The sequence below is a fragment of the Pseudoalteromonas sp. HL-AS1 genome (assembly GCF_031198785.1).
Lineage (GTDB): Bacteria > Pseudomonadota > Gammaproteobacteria > Enterobacterales > Alteromonadaceae > Pseudoalteromonas > Pseudoalteromonas distincta.
Genome location: NZ_CP133569.1, coordinates 2,589,804 through 2,604,433, shown reverse-complemented (window position 1 = coordinate 2,604,433; position 14,630 = coordinate 2,589,804). Strand labels below are relative to the sequence as shown.

Annotated in this window: 11 protein-coding genes and 1 pseudogene; 5 read left to right on the top strand and 7 right to left on the bottom strand. The window is 39.1% G+C overall.

Annotated features, from left to right (window positions below; all coding sequences use genetic code 11):
- Nucleotides 1-6: 6 nt before the first annotated feature.
- The gene (gene pseI, locus RB214_RS12095; RefSeq protein WP_309167148.1) at nt 7-1,077 is read right to left on the bottom strand and encodes a pseudaminic acid synthase; all 1,071 of its coding nucleotides are present in this window, start codon (nt 1,075-1,077) and stop codon (nt 7-9) included.
- Nucleotides 1,078-1,386: 309 nt separating this feature from the next.
- Here pseI and RB214_RS12090 point away from each other — a divergent pair, with 309 nt between their 5' ends.
- Complete coding sequence (locus RB214_RS12090) at nt 1,387-1,764, top strand: hypothetical protein (protein ID WP_309167146.1); 378 nt, start codon at nt 1,387-1,389, stop codon at nt 1,762-1,764.
- Between the two features lie 9 nt (nt 1,765-1,773).
- On the opposite strand, the gene pseG is transcribed toward RB214_RS12090, so the two are convergent.
- Genes pseG through pseB form a run of 5 tightly spaced genes read right to left on the bottom strand, consistent with a single transcriptional unit; the run spans nt 1,774 to nt 8,389 of the window.
- Nucleotides 1,774-3,294, bottom strand: a complete 1,521-nt coding sequence (gene pseG, locus RB214_RS12085; RefSeq protein WP_309167145.1) for a UDP-2,4-diacetamido-2,4,6-trideoxy-beta-L-altropyranose hydrolase — start codon at nt 3,292-3,294, stop codon at nt 1,774-1,776.
- Nucleotides 3,294-5,330, bottom strand: a complete 2,037-nt coding sequence (locus RB214_RS12080) for an aminotransferase class III-fold pyridoxal phosphate-dependent enzyme (RefSeq protein WP_309167143.1) — start codon at nt 5,328-5,330, stop codon at nt 3,294-3,296. Before RB214_RS12080 ends, pseG begins: the two co-directional genes overlap by 1 nt.
- A 25-nt stretch (nt 5,331-5,355) precedes the next feature.
- A complete protein-coding gene (locus RB214_RS12075) occupies nt 5,356-6,231 on the bottom strand; it encodes an aldo/keto reductase (protein WP_309167141.1) in 876 nt (291 codons plus the stop codon).
- Complete coding sequence (gene pseC, locus RB214_RS12070; RefSeq protein ID WP_309167139.1) at nt 6,228-7,391, bottom strand: UDP-4-amino-4,6-dideoxy-N-acetyl-beta-L-altrosamine transaminase; 1,164 nt, start codon at nt 7,389-7,391, stop codon at nt 6,228-6,230. Before pseC ends, RB214_RS12075 begins: the two co-directional genes overlap by 4 nt.
- On the bottom strand, nt 7,388-8,389 hold the full coding sequence (gene pseB / locus RB214_RS12065) for a UDP-N-acetylglucosamine 4,6-dehydratase (inverting) (RefSeq protein WP_309167137.1): 1,002 nt from the start codon (nt 8,387-8,389) through the stop codon (nt 7,388-7,390). The genes pseC and pseB overlap by 4 nt, the downstream gene beginning before the upstream one ends.
- A gap of 194 nt (nt 8,390-8,583) precedes the next feature.
- On the opposite strand from pseB, the pseudogene RB214_RS12060 reads away from it, so the two are divergent.
- Both RB214_RS12060 and RB214_RS12055 read left to right on the top strand, forming a co-directional pair.
- Nucleotides 8,584-9,373: pseudogene (locus RB214_RS12060) on the top strand (flagellin).
- A gap of 163 nt (nt 9,374-9,536) precedes the next feature.
- On the top strand, nt 9,537-10,973 hold the full coding sequence (locus tag RB214_RS12055) for a sigma-54-dependent Fis family transcriptional regulator (RefSeq protein WP_309167136.1): 1,437 nt from the start codon (nt 9,537-9,539) through the stop codon (nt 10,971-10,973).
- Nucleotides 10,974-11,208: 235 nt separating this feature from the next.
- Here the strand turns inward: RB214_RS12055 and RB214_RS12050 are convergent, their stop codons facing one another.
- Nucleotides 11,209-11,802 (bottom strand): DNA-3-methyladenine glycosylase I, encoded by a 594-nt coding sequence (locus RB214_RS12050; protein WP_309167134.1) that lies wholly within the window; start codon nt 11,800-11,802, stop codon nt 11,209-11,211.
- A gap of 132 nt (nt 11,803-11,934) precedes the next feature.
- On the opposite strand from RB214_RS12050, the gene RB214_RS12045 reads away from it, so the two are divergent.
- Together RB214_RS12045 and RB214_RS12040 are read left to right on the top strand one after the other, a co-directional pair.
- On the top strand, nt 11,935-13,047 hold the full coding sequence (locus RB214_RS12045; protein ID WP_309167132.1) for an ATP-binding protein: 1,113 nt from the start codon (nt 11,935-11,937) through the stop codon (nt 13,045-13,047).
- The gene (locus RB214_RS12040) at nt 13,044-14,510 is read left to right on the top strand and encodes a sigma-54 dependent transcriptional regulator (RefSeq protein ID WP_309167131.1); all 1,467 of its coding nucleotides are present in this window, start codon (nt 13,044-13,046) and stop codon (nt 14,508-14,510) included. Before RB214_RS12045 ends, RB214_RS12040 begins: the two co-directional genes overlap by 4 nt.
- The last annotated feature ends 120 nt before the right edge of the window (nt 14,511-14,630 follow it).

Sequence of the window (14,630 nt, the reverse complement as noted above, 5' to 3'; positions counted from 1 at the left end):
ATGTGACTAACCTCCCTTTTGTTTATTTATGGAGCTCAATTCCCATATCATGGGAGTGCCTTTGCTGATGTTTTGTGTGGCAGTTGAACCTAACAATTCTATATAAAATTTTGGCGCTAAGCCAAAACCGGGGCGAATTCTGCGAATGTTACTCTCGTTAAATGTATCGCCTTTTTTCATATCTTTAACGACGTAAATTGAACGTCTGAATTGCACGTTCGTTGCTTCTGAATCTTTTAGTTCGTAATTTGCATAACCAAGAGATTGCCAAGCAGACTTGGTTGTGTCGCAAAGCTGCTTTAACTCATATGGTTCTAGAGAAAATGCTGCATCAGGGCCGCCGTCTGACCGTTTTAAAGTAAAGTGCTTCTCAATTACTGTAGCACCTAGAGCAGTAGCCGCAATAGCAGCAGTTGTGCCTAAAGTATGGTCTGAGAGGCCAACTTGAATGTTAAAGTCTTGTTTTAATTTTTCTATTGTTTTAAGGTTTGAATCAGCTATTGGGGTAGGGTAACCACTTATGCAGTGAAGGATGATTAATTCTTCGTTACCATGCTTTTTGGCAACGTCAATGGCACTACTTATATCTTCATAACTTGCCATTCCCGTAGACATAATCATTGGCTTTTTAGTTTGCGCCACTTTAGCTATTAAAGGATGATCTACGAGCTCAAAAGAAGCAATTTTGTATGCTGGCGCATTCAATGATTCTAAAAAGTCTACAGCTGTTTCATCAAAAGGAGAGCTAAATAAAGTAATGTCTAATGCTTTTGCAAATGCAAATAGTTCTTCATGCCAGCTCCATGGCGTGTGGGCCCATTCATATAATTGATATAGTTTTTTACCATGCCATAATCCTCCTTTGATACAGAAATCATCTTTATCACAATCTATTGTCATGGTATCAGCTGTGTAGGTTTGCATTTTAACGGCATGCGCACCTGATTGTTTAGCTACTTTGATAAGCTCTTTTGCACGGTTTATATCGCCGTTATGATTACCTGATAACTCTGCAATAATATAGGGTTCATGATCTTTACCTATGCAGGTATTATCTAAAATGATGTTCTTAGGCATATAACTCAAGGTGTCAGATGTTGGTTGATTAGATTGTATCTTACTTTTTGAATAGATTCATTTTTTGATAGTTTTTACTTTATATTGAAAATTATTAACCTATTAAGGTATAAGACTTGCGCAGAATATTGCCTGTATCAATAAAACGCTATATGCTGAATACGTAATCCATCATGTTCTAGCTATATTCGTACTGATTTTTGCATTATATTTTGCTAGTTTATTGATGTTTTTTATAATTAAGCCTACTTTGGTTTGCTATTAAATAAGATGAAAATTATGAAAGAATTACAGCAACTGAATGAATTAATGTCAGATTCTGTTAAAGATGCCATATCATATATAAAATACGTCAATAATGAAGATGTGGAGCTTAACGTATCGGGCCTACAAGAATTAGAACGTGTACTTGTAAAACTGTCACAAGAACACCAATCTACTCCACTTGATGATAAAGTGTTATTTACTGTTAGTACAATGTTTGGTGCTTTTATTGGTGAACTTTTCAAAGCTCAAGCCGGTGGCCAATGGTTTATGGATGAAACTGACCCTAAAGCGCCTTTTATAGTGCTCAATTATGCTGGTCGCTCTTACCCGTTTGCATCGGTATGCTTTGAAAAAATAGTTAATGATCCAGATATCAGTGTTTTTAACTATTTTGAACGTGCTCTGAACAATACAAAGTGAGTTAGTTGATTACTTTAGAATAAATAAGTCTTTTGAGATTTTTTTAAACCCAGCCTTTGAAAATAATATTTGAGAAGGGATGTTTTCAGGATGAACGGTTGCTAGGATTGGCAACCTTTTAAAGTCTATCGAAATAGCATCCAACGCTTTTTTAGCTAGACCTCTGCCTTGTTGCGAAGGGCAAATAAGAATAGATACTTCATATTGTTCGCCTTGTAAGTCAAGGCGCAACATACCAACAGGTGATTCAGTGCCGCCCAGCCATTGCTCAGTGATGATAAATAAATTCCGGTTGGTATTTCTCAATGTATTTTCATACCAATGAGAATGCTCATCAAAGCTAATATTATGATTTGTTCTTGAATACTTTCTGACAGACGCTTGTGATTGCCAGTTAAAAAGTAAGTCTCTATCTTCAAGTGTTGCAGGCCTTAAATAAACTTTTGATAAATTTAGTTTTTCTAACACTCTTAACGACCCTTTACCGTCACAGCAACAGGCCGCTTTTTTACTAAGGCTAAGATATTGCGTGTTCGAATTTAATAGTGCTACTAAAGTTTGTTGGATTTTTTGCGGGGTTAAAGTCGCTGATTTACCTAAGTTAATAATAGCCCCATGAGAAGAAAGCCTATCGAGGACCAATGCCTGATTATCAGCTAATTCTATAGCTAAAGTAGGAAGGCCTAAACAGCACCTTTCCCAAGCTGAGCTTCCGCTTGCACCAATCGCAATATCAGCATAGTACATTAAGCGCGCCATATCATTCGTATCAAATTGCACAGTCAGCCAAGAGTTTTCTTTCTCAAGTGTTTTATATGTATCTGCAGATTGACTGTTTTTTGGCACAACCAAATTAACGCTAAGTGGTGCACCTAAATGTTTGTTTATTATGGTGATTGCATTGATGATTGTGAGGTTTATTGCTGTGGGATCGGAGCCACCTAATGATACTAATATATTTTTGATGCTTTTAGTTTTATTACGTTTAAGGAGTGCTTTGTTACGCCACTGTAAGAACTCTTCACGGAGCAACATATAGGATTTTCCTACCATTATTTGGCACGTGTTTGGAACTAGCTTCCTATATCGCTCATTTTTAACATCAAGTGTTTGGTCAAGTAAATAATGGCAATAATGCTTTCTATTGGCTAAATCATCAATAACCAAAACCTTTGAACATAAGGATTTAATATTATCGCTATACCAAGGTTCTTGTATTCGGTAGCTGTCAACAATAAGTACATGAACCTTATCTAAGCTTGAAAGTGCCTGTTCAGTTTGTTGTGAGTCTAGCTTAAGCCAAGCTGGAGCGTTTAAATAGTTATTAGTGACTTTTATTAATGAAAACTCACCTTCCAAAATTTTAGTGGTGCAATAGCTATTAATGTCGGCACAAATAAATGTGACTTTTAAAGTTTTGTTTTCAGCCCCAAACGCTTTTTTTATACATTTAATTAAGGCAAGACAGCGCATGAAGTGACCAGCCCCAATTGTATTGCTTGCATCAGCTCTAACAGCGATATGAAGCATTATCGTACCTTGAATACACTTTGCAGCGGGGTGCCTAAAAAGTCAACGTCGAGGCTTTTTTTTGCAACACAACTAATAATTATAGGCAGTACCTCATCATAAGCGAGCAATAGGGCATCTATGTGTGTATCTTTATGCGCAAAGCTTAAGTTGTGGCTACTGTTAATTAAAACCCCTCGCTTTGCCATTTCTTGTATGAACAGTGAGCGCAGTTGTAATGCACTGTAATTACCTTGTTCAGATATATGAATAAATGACCAGCTAGGATGACCTGATGTCGAAATCCAAGACTCTGCATCATATTTTTTAATTAAACTATTCAGTTCTTCAATTAGCCTATTACCCATAGATGAAATATGCGAGATAATATTTTGCTCTTCAATTTTTTTTATAGTTGCAAGAGTTGCTGCAAGAGAGAGAGTTTCCCCTGCAAAAGTACCTGAAAAGAAAATGTCGTTCATGAGTTCCATAATCTCAGCTTTACCGCAGATAACTGAGATAGGGAAGCCATTAGCGATACCTTTACCAAACGTAGCGAGGTCAGGAGTAACATTAAATAGTGACTGTCCACCGCCTAAATGAAACCTAAAGCCTGTTATTGTTTCATCAAATATAAGTATAGCGGCATATTGTTCGCATAGTTGTTTAACTCCTTGCAAGAAACCTTCATCAGGGTATGACACGTTCATTGGTTCCATTATAACAGCGGCTATATTTCCTGCTTGTAATAAGGCTTCTAATGAGCTTAAGTTATTATATTGGAATGTGTGTGTAAGCGCTTGTGTTGATTTAGGTACTCCCAAGTTTCGCGAGGTGCTGCCAATGTACCAATCTTGCCAGCCATGATAGCCGCACACAGCTATATGTTCTTTTTTTGTGTAGGCTCGTGCTAAACGAATCGCTGCGGACGTTGCGTCAGAGCCATTCTTAGCAAATCTAACTTGTTCAGCACACGGAATTAATTCGCAGATTTTTTTTGCTACATCTATTTCTATAGGGTGAGAAAGTGAGAATGACACTCCTGATTGCATTTGGGTCATAACGGCGTTATCAATATCAGGGTCACAATAACCTAAAGAAATTGCTAGTAGGCCATTTACGAAGTCAATATACTCATTACCATCTACATCCGTTACTTGGCAGCCTTTACCTTTCTTTAAAAACAAGGGTGAAGCGCCCTTTGGGAATGTCATTTGGCTTTTACTAAATGTTTGAGCTCCAAGTGGGATATATTGTTGTGCACGTTGTAAATAATGCTCAGATTGTTGATAACGGGTCATGGTTTTTTGTTCTCTGGGTGAGTTTTCTTCTAATGCTTCATTTCGGGCAAAGTGTGCATTGCTCTTTAACCAAGCAGGGTTTTGCGCTAACAAGTTAAGCGTATTATCTAGGCTAAAGTTATTGTCGTTTGCATAGAGAGACGCGTAAATTTTTCTAATAAGTGATAAATCTTCAGGATGGTCTACAGTCAATCGATATAAAGGAATAGGCTTTGGTGCATCATAGTTGATGCATTCAAACTGCGATTGGTGTGTAAAAAGATAAGGAGTAACATGTTCTTGCTGGTGTGAGGTTGAGGCGTTAATATATGCTTGTTCAAGGGCTTTAAACTTAATTACTTCTACATCAAGACCATCTGGGTACATCGCGGGGTGACAGTTACTGGTAAAATCTGCATTATTAGTGATGTGCTTAGAGACAATACTATCGACTAGTTGACTATCAACAAGCGGGCAGTCTGCGGTAATACGGACTATGTGCTCAGCAGGAAATTGTATTCCAGCTAAATAAAATCGCTCTAGAACATTATTTAAGGAACCTCTAAAGCAATCGATAGAATGATTTTCACACAGTTCTTTGATTGGATCATCAGACCGTTCTTCACTTGTTAATACAACTATTTTATTTGCCATAGACGCATGCTTTAGACGTTCAACAATGTGAAGTAACATAGGTTTGCCGACGATGTTTTCTAACACTTTTCCTGGCAAGCGGCTAGATGACATTCTAGCTTGGATAAATACATTTGTTTTCATATGTTCTCAACTGATAGATCAGATATTAGTTTATCGACCAGTTTGCCGGATTAATGAGCCTCGAATCTTCATATTGCAATGTTTTTAACTGGTTTCTTGTGAGCCTTGTTAATTGCTGTGAGTTCGAATAATGCAGCAATATTTGCTCTAACTGTAATTTAGAACATACACCTAAAACGGCTTGATCTATAAAATCGAATTGTTGAGGCACAGCTAATGCTAATGTCATTGGATCGCAGTTCAGCATATCGCAAAGATTATAAAAATCATCATACGCAGAGCTAAATTCATTGAAATAACTGGGCAAATTATGCCTGTTACTCAATAATGTGCCTTGCAAAAATAATGAACGAGCATGCACTTCTATGTTGTTTCTTGAATATATATTACGGCATTCACTCGTTGCAAACCGCTGATCAAAGCAATTGAAAGGAATCTGGATCAACTCGATTGGATAGCGTGCAGTTATAGTAAACATTTGTTCAGGGTTATATAACGACACACCTACTTTATGACATAACCCATCTGCTTTCAGTTTTAGCATCTGATCAAAATACTTATCGGCATTTGGGGATAGTAAGTCATTAGCATCATGTAATAATATTGCATGTAGTGGTTTGTGGTTAAGGTTACTGATACTGTGTTGGGCTATTTGTGCAATAGAGCGTGATTCTTGAACCATTGTAGGGATTTTAGTGACTAACTTAAACTCAGCTAAACTCCCGTATTCACCCAGAGCAGCTTCACTCTCACCGTAAGCATTTGCAGTATCAATAACATTTATGTTGGCTTTTTTGGCGCGATTAAGTATCGAATTAATTTCACTTTGATGCACCTTACCTTGAGTGTTCGTTACTCCGTAGTTTAAGCCAAATTGAACTGTTCCTAACGCAATTTTCATATTATATCTGTAATTTTTTTGACTATGTAAGCCTGCTCCGACGTTTTTAATTTTGGGTGCAGAGGAATTGTAAGTGCAGTATTGTAGTATTCAATTGCATTTGGAAAGTCACCTTCTCGGAAGCCCAATCCTTTGTAATATGGCTGTATATGAATCGGAATGTAGTGTAAGTGACTCGTAATTTTGTGCTCTCTTAAAGAGCAAATGAGCTCTTTATGCTTTTTAACGGCATCGCCAGTTAACCGAATAATATACAAATGATAACTAGAGTAGCTTTGTGTTGATTGATGCAAATGGGTAAGAGGCAAATGCTTAAACTCGTTAGTATAAATACTTGCTAATTCATTTCTTTTAGCTACAAATTCATTAAGCCTTGTGAGTTGACTTAACCCTAAAGCGGCTTGCAACTCAGTCATTCTGTAATTAAAACCAAGTTCTACTTGCTGATAATACCACGGTCCATGACTGGGCTCTGTCATTTCAGTTGGATTTGATGTAATACCATGGCTTCGTAACAACTTCATCGTATTATCGATTTTTTTGCAGTTAGTAACTGCCATACCGCCTTCTGCTGAAGTAATAATTTTCACAGGGTGAAAGCTAAATACAGTAATGTCAGAGTGCTCACAACAACCAACCGGCTTACCTAAATATTTAGCGCCAATAGCATGAGATGCATCTTCAATGATTTTAAAACTGTATTTCTCAGCAAGCTTTGCAATGGCTTGCATATCACATGACTGCCCAGCTAGATGTACAGGGATGACTAGTTTTGGGAGAGTGTTGGTTTTTTCTGCTGAAATTAATTTTTGCTCTAAAGCATCAGGAGATAAATTTCCAGTGTCGATATCTACATCAACAAAATCAACTTTTGCGCCACAGTATAATGCGCAGTTTGCTGAAGCTACAAATGATATTGGTGAAGTCCATACTATATCGCCTTCGCTTACACCTAAAGATAAACATGCTATGTGTAAAGCTGAGGTGGCACTGCTTGTGGCTGTAGCATAGTTGGCACCACAATACGCGGAAATTGTGTCTTCAAATGCGGGTACTTTAGGACCTTGTGTTAACCAATCAGATTTTAAAACATCAATTACAGCATCAATATCAGCTTGCGAAATATCTTGCTTTCCGTAAGGTATTAAAGAATCTGTCATAAAAGTGCTTGTACATTAAAGTTTTTAATTTCTTCAATCGACATAAAATGTGGATTGCTAAGCGAGTTATACTCGAAACCTTGGGCAACCTCTTTCCCTTTTTCACCTAAAGCATTAACGGTAAAGTCATTGCTGCGGCTGCTAAATTTGATCCCAGGGGCAATTACAAAATGGTCTTGGTATTCATAAGTTTCAAAACATAAGTCTGCAGGGCACATTACTTCATGAAGCTTTTCACCTGGACGAATACCGATTATTTTAACCGGTAAGTCGGGTGCCATTGCTTTGGCTAAATCAGTAATACGTATTGATGGGATTTTAGGTACGAAAATTTCGCCGCCTAGCATACGTTCAAAGTTAGTTAATACAAAATCAACGCCTTGCTGAAGACTGATCCAAAAACGCGTCATCTCGTCATGGGTAATGGGGATATGGTCGCGACCTTGGTCAATAAATTTTTGAAAAATAGGCACTACAGAACCTCGAGAACAGACTACATTGCCGTAACGCACAACCGAAAACGTTGTTTTGTGACCACCTGCAATATTGTTAGCCGCAACAAATAGCTTGTCAGAGGCCAGCTTAGTAGCACCATACAAATTAATAGGGTTTGCCGCTTTGTCAGTTGATAGTGCAATTACTTTCTCAACATTGTTGTCCAGTGCTGCATCAATCACGTTTTCAGCACCGTTTATATTGGTCTTGATACATTCCATCGGGTTATATTCAGCCGCAGGGACTTGCTTAAGAGCTGCAGCATGAATTACATAATTGACTCCACGCATTGCACGGCGTAAGCGGTCTTTATCACGTACATCACCGATGAAGTAACGCATACATGGTTGATCAAAGTCTTGCTGCATTTCAAATTGTTTTAGTTCATCGCGAGAAAATATAATGATTTTTTTAGGATTGTATCGTTCAAGTAACGTTTTTACGTATTTTTTACCGAATGATCCGGTACCACCGGTAATTAGAATTGTTTTATTATCGAACATAGTGTTACCCAAGTTATTTATCATTGGCGTTTAAATACGCATAGTGAGAATTTTGACACATTTCTCAGTAATTTAACTATTAACAAGGTGACTAGCAAGCTCGGTGCCAAGTTAATTTAGTTTAAACATGGTACAAAGTACAAAATTTGGCAAATTAAGCTATAATTTAACCATTCAGCGTGTCGGAGCCTGTTATGAAAATTCAATCACCAGCAACTAACTTTTTAAACCAAACTCAGCAAACTTCAAATAAGCTTGCAGAGCAACTTGCTACGGGTAAAAAAGTAAACTCAGCGGCGGATGATGCCGCAGCTTTGCAAATCATCGATCGATTAACATCGCAACAAGATGGTTATGGGCAAGCTGTTCGCAATGCTTACGACGGTATCTCTTATTCGCAAGTGACGGAGTCAAGTTTATCTGGGGTTAATGATGCAGTGTCACGCATTCGCGAACTGTCAATTCAAGCAGGTAACGGGGCCCTTAACGATAGTGACCGTGCTGCATTACAAGAAGAAGTGGGGCAGTTACAAAGTCAAATCACTGAGACGTTTGAAAATGCATGCTTCTTTTGGCGGTAAACCATTGTTTGATGGTCAATCGGTTTCGTTTCAAGTAGGGCCTGATGCCAATACAACGCAAACAACCACGCCTTCGGACGGCAGTTTTGCATCAGTAATATCAACAATTGATATTTCTACCCAAGCAGGTGCTCAAGCTGCCATTGATATTAGTGACCAAGCGGCGGAGGAAATAAACGCCCAGCGTGCTGAACTTGGTGCTTTTCAAAATACTTTGGCTAGTACTATTAAAGGGCTGGGTACGCAGCAAACAAATATTGTCGCGAGTCAAAGTCGTATTCAAGATACCGATTATGCTCAGGCAATATCTCAGCAGGCATCAAATGATATTTTAGCACAAGCTTCTATAGCACTTCGTGGCCAAGCTAATCAATCGGCTGAATCCATCTTAGGCTTACTTTAATATTAATGATACAGCAGTAATTATTAAGTATTACTTACAATTAGCTCAGTGTCTGTTTTTTGGCATCTATGTCAAAAAACTGCCGCTTTGTGCTTGCATCCCTGTCAAACTCGCTTACAATTTAAGTAATTATACAAATTAGTGAAAGTACGGCTCGCTAAATATGATCTTGATTTTAGATAATAATAACAACCGCGCAATAGGATTAAATGCTTCACTTGGCTTTATTGGTGAGGCTGCTCAACTATTAAGCGAAGACTGCTTTGAACAAGAATGCAAAAAATATCAGCAGCAAGAATGCATGATTATTTTAGGAGCGTTGCAATCACTTGACCACGAAAGCTTAATTAAACGCTATCCAACATTACCGTTTTTATTAATTGGCGAAACGCTAAAACCACTATTAAGTATAGCTAATGTGGTGGGGCTTATTTGCGAGCCATTTAATCACGAAGTGACAACGCAGTTACTTCACGATTGCCAGCAGTATCAGCGCATGTTGCCAAATGAGCATAAGCATTCTAAACCACATAAAACTTTTGACGGACTTGTTGGTGAAACAGAGGCCGTAAAAGATGTTCGCTTTTTAATTGAACAAGTGGCAAAAACCGACGCCAATGTTTTAATTTTAGGCGAATCAGGCACAGGTAAAGAAGTGGTTGCCCGTAATGTACACCTGCTTTCAAAGCGTATTAATGGACCGTTTGTACCAGTTAACTGTGGTGCTATTCCGGCAGAGCTGCTCGAAAGTGAACTATTTGGCCACGAAAAAGGCGCGTTTACTGGTGCTATATCGGCTCGTAAAGGGCGCTTTGAACTAGCTCAAGGCGGAACGCTATTTTTAGATGAAATAGGCGATATGCCACTGCAAATGCAAGTTAAGTTGCTGCGAGTATTGCAAGAACGCAGCTACGAGCGTGTTGGTGGTACAAAGGCCATCCAAGCTGATGTACGCGTTATTGCTGCCACGCATCGTAATCTTGAAACAATGATTGAAGAGGGTAGTTTTAGGGAAGATTTATATTACCGCTTAAATGTATTCCCTATCGAAAACCCATCGCTGAGTGAACGAGCTGATGATATTCCGCTGCTTTTAAAAGAGTTAATGCGCCGTGTTAACGACCAGACTGGTTCTACCGCTAAGTTTACAGAGCGCGCAGTTGAGAGCTTAAAAGAACATGCTTGGCCTGGTAATATTCGTGAGCTTGCTAATTTGGTGGAGCGTATGGTTATTATGTTCCCTGACAAAGTGGTTGATATTCCTGATTTACCTAACAAATATCGTCACATTGAAGTTGAAGCCTACGAGCCAGAATACCCTGAAGAGTTAATGGAAAAAGACGCCTTTAATGACATATTTAGTACAGGCTTTAGTGATTACGAAAGTGAGCCAGACGCTGAGTTTAGCCAAACGGGTAGTGGGCTATTACCTGATGATGGTATTGAACTTAAAGATTATTTAGCCGAGCTCGAAATTAGCTTAATAACCCAAGCGTTAGAGCGCTATGATTACGTTGTAGCTCGCGCTGCAGAAATATTAGGTGTACGCAGAACAACACTCGTTGAGAAAATGAAAAAGTATAATCTTTCAAGAGATTAGCAGTATATAAATGGTGAAAGACTTTTCGCTATTTATTATTCATTTGTGATCAATCACTTTACGGGCTTTGCCCGTCACGCAAGCATGGCGTCTACAAGATAACCCAAACTTAAACCTTGGCGGTAGACGTAGATTTTGCTCGCGTGAAAAGCGTAGCTAAATGAGAAACCATAGTCCACTTACGCTTTACTTCTCTAAAGCGCAGCGTCTCTTAACCTCTTTGTGAACTAATCACTTACTCACTAAAAGCCTTAATAATTTCTTCTTTTCTAAAACAATCATTACTGTGATCGTTAACCATACCGCAGGCCTGCATATGCGCATATACCGTTGTTGGGCCTAAAAACTTAAAACCCCGTTTTTTTAAATCTTTAGCAAATGCAGTTGATGCCTCTGTAATTGCTGGGTAGTCCTCAGCGTTATTTAAATTACTTATAATCGGTTTATTATCGACAAACTGCCATTGGTAGTTACTAAAACTTCCAAATTCTTTTTGTATTTCTATAAAGCACTTTGCGTTGTTAACAGTTGCCGCAATTTTTAAGCGATTGCGCACAATACCCTCATCAAGCATTAATCTCTCAATGTCATCTTGTGTGAATTGTGCCACTTTATCTACATCAAAATTAGCAAATGCTTTTTTATAACCGCTGCGCTTTTTTAAAATTGTGTACCAGCTTAAGCCGGCTTGCGCTGATTCAAGAGTGATAAATTCAAACAGCTTTGTATCATCACAAAGAGGGACGCCCCATTCTTCATCATGGTAAATAACGTAGTCGGGTTTAGTGGTGTCGAGCCACGGGCAACGGCACTTTATTTGCTCACTCATTATTATTCCTTTTTGTGTGCGTCATTTTTATGTCGCTCAAATTATTGATGTAACTTAATGATAAGTATGTAAATAAATTTTGGTATAAATCGTGCATTTATACATGTATCTACATCAATTCGAGATTTGATTATGGCCCTTGCTAGCGTGCTAAAACCACAGTTTTTTTCTGCAAATCAGTATAACCCATGTTTACTTCAAGAGGAGTACATTGGTGAATTAAGCGATCTGCGCAAGCAAGCAAGTTGGCTTTCGCATTTGGTTGATACCATGCCAGCAGGTGTGGTTGTACTTGATGGCAAAGGGTTGATTGCAAAAGCGAATCAAATAGCGATTGATATGCTTGGCGAGCCACTTGAAGGTGAGCGCTGGTTTAATGTTATTCAGCGCTCTTTTAGGCCACATCAAGATGATGGCCATGAAGTGTCTTTAAAAGACGGACGCCTAATAAAGCTTGATATTACTGCTTTAGCACCAGAGCCTGGGCAACTTATTTTAATGACGGATTTAACCGAAACTCGCCGCTTACAAAAACGTGTTGCACATATGCAGCGATTAAGCGCGCTGGGTAAAATGGTTGCATCATTAGCGCATCAAGTCCGTACGCCGCTCTCAGCCGCTATGCTGTACGCTGCTAATTTAGGGTCTAAGCGCTTACCCGAAGCATCTCGCGATAATTTTCAAACAAAGTTAATGTCGCGTTTAAAAGATTTAGAAACTCAAGTAAACGACATGCTGTTATTTGCTAAAAGTGGCGATCAGCAAGTTGTTGAGCAAGTTTCAATGCAGCAGCTTTTAACCGAAGTTAAAGCAGGTGCTGATGCGATGGTCGCACTTAATGAAAGTGAACTGGATGTAAGCTTACCTGAACCCGATATACAAATAGTTGGTAATAAAACGGCATTGGCCAGTGCTATTCAAAATCTAGTGCACAATAGTATTCAAGTTATTGGCGGCGGCGCAAAAGTAAAAATTAACGCACAAAGAGATTTAAAAGATTTAGATATGGTTCGTATTAGTGTGAGCGACAATGGCCCAGGTGTAGATTTAAGCCAAAGCGATAAAATTTTTGAACCATTTTTTACTACAAAAAGTCAGGGCACAGGTTTAGGGCTTGCTGTAGTGAGTTCGGTGGCTAGTGCGCACCAAGGACGTGTTGATGTGACTAATAATACGCAGGGTGGTGCCTGCTTTAGCTTGTTACTGCCTATTAAGGCAACATCTAAATTAGAGGGGTCATTATGAGTAACACTATTTTAGTTGTCGAAGATGACGCAGGGCTTCGTGAAGCCTTAATAGATACCCTTGAAATGTCGGGTATTGAATGTGTTGCAGCGAGCAGTGCTGAGCAAGCAATGTTACTGCTTAAAAAAGATCAATTTTCGCTTGTTGTAAGCGACGTGCAAATGGGCGCAATGAGTGGACTTGATTTACTACGCAGTATTAAATTAAACCACCCTGATTTACCTGTATTGATGATGACGGCGTATGCCACAATTGACGATGCGGTAGAGGCCATGCGCCTAGGTGCAATTGACTACATGGCAAAACCATTTGCACCTGAAGTGCTGTTAAATATGGTGAGCCGTTATTTGCCTGAAAAAGCAAAAGAAACCGACGGCCCCGTTGTTGCTGACCCAACTAGTATTCAATTATTGGAGCTTGCAAGTAAAGTAGCACGCTCTGATGCAAGTGTAATGGTACTTGGCCCAAGTGGTTCAGGTAAGGAAGTACTTGCGCGTTATATTCATGATAAGTCGAGCCGATGTAATGAGCCATTTGTGGCGATTAACTGCGCGGCTATTCCTGAAAACATGCTCGAAGCCACTTTATTTGGTTACGAAAAAGGGGCTTTTACGGGCGCGATTCAAGCATGCCCGGGTAAGTTTGAGCAAGCGCAGGGCGGTACTATTTTACTTGATGAAATTACTGAGATGGACTTAGGGTTGCAAGCTAAGCTTTTGCGCGTACTGCAAGAGCGTGAAGTAGAGCGTTTAGGTGGCCGTAAAACAATTCAACTTGATGTGCGTATTTTGGCTACCAGTAATCGTGACTTAAAAGAAGCGGTTGCTAAAAACCAGTTTAGAGAAGATTTATATTACAGGCTTAATGTTTTTCCATTGATGTGGCGACCATTGTGCCAACGCCCCGGTGATATTATTGTATTGGCTAAGCATTTAATTGAGCGCCATATTAGTAAAAGCAAAGAGCCCATGGCGTATTTAGATAAAGCGGCTGAGCAAAAGCTATTGGCTCATACATGGCCTGGTAACGTGCGCGAGCTTGATAACGTTATACAACGTGCACTTATACTGCGTACGGGCAACACAATAAACGAGCATGCTATTTTTATCGAAAACTTAGCATCTAATAACTTTGTTATGGAGCCTTCATTGGCTGCGGTGCAAACAGTGTCGGCAGCCGAGGTAACTCAAGAAGCTCAAGGTATTGAGAAAAGCACGTTAAGCTCTGCATATTATGATGAAAAATCGCATGCTGAGGATGAGCCTAAACAAGGTTTGCTAGCGGCAGATACCGGTAGCTATAAAGATGAGCTTAAAGACAAAGAGCATCGCATTATTTTAGAAACCCTTGCACGTTGCCAAGGTAAGCGTAAAGACGTTGCCGAAACGTTGGGCATAAGCCCACGAACTTTACGTTATAAACTAGCGCAAATGCGCGATCTAGGTATTTCACTTCCTGCATAACCTCCTATAAACCCTAAGCTTGCAGTGCAAGCTTAGGGTCGTCAAAACTCTGACTCACACAGATTAAAGTTAACCTATTGTATTTTAATGATTAATTATTTGGCATGCTTTGTGCTTTAT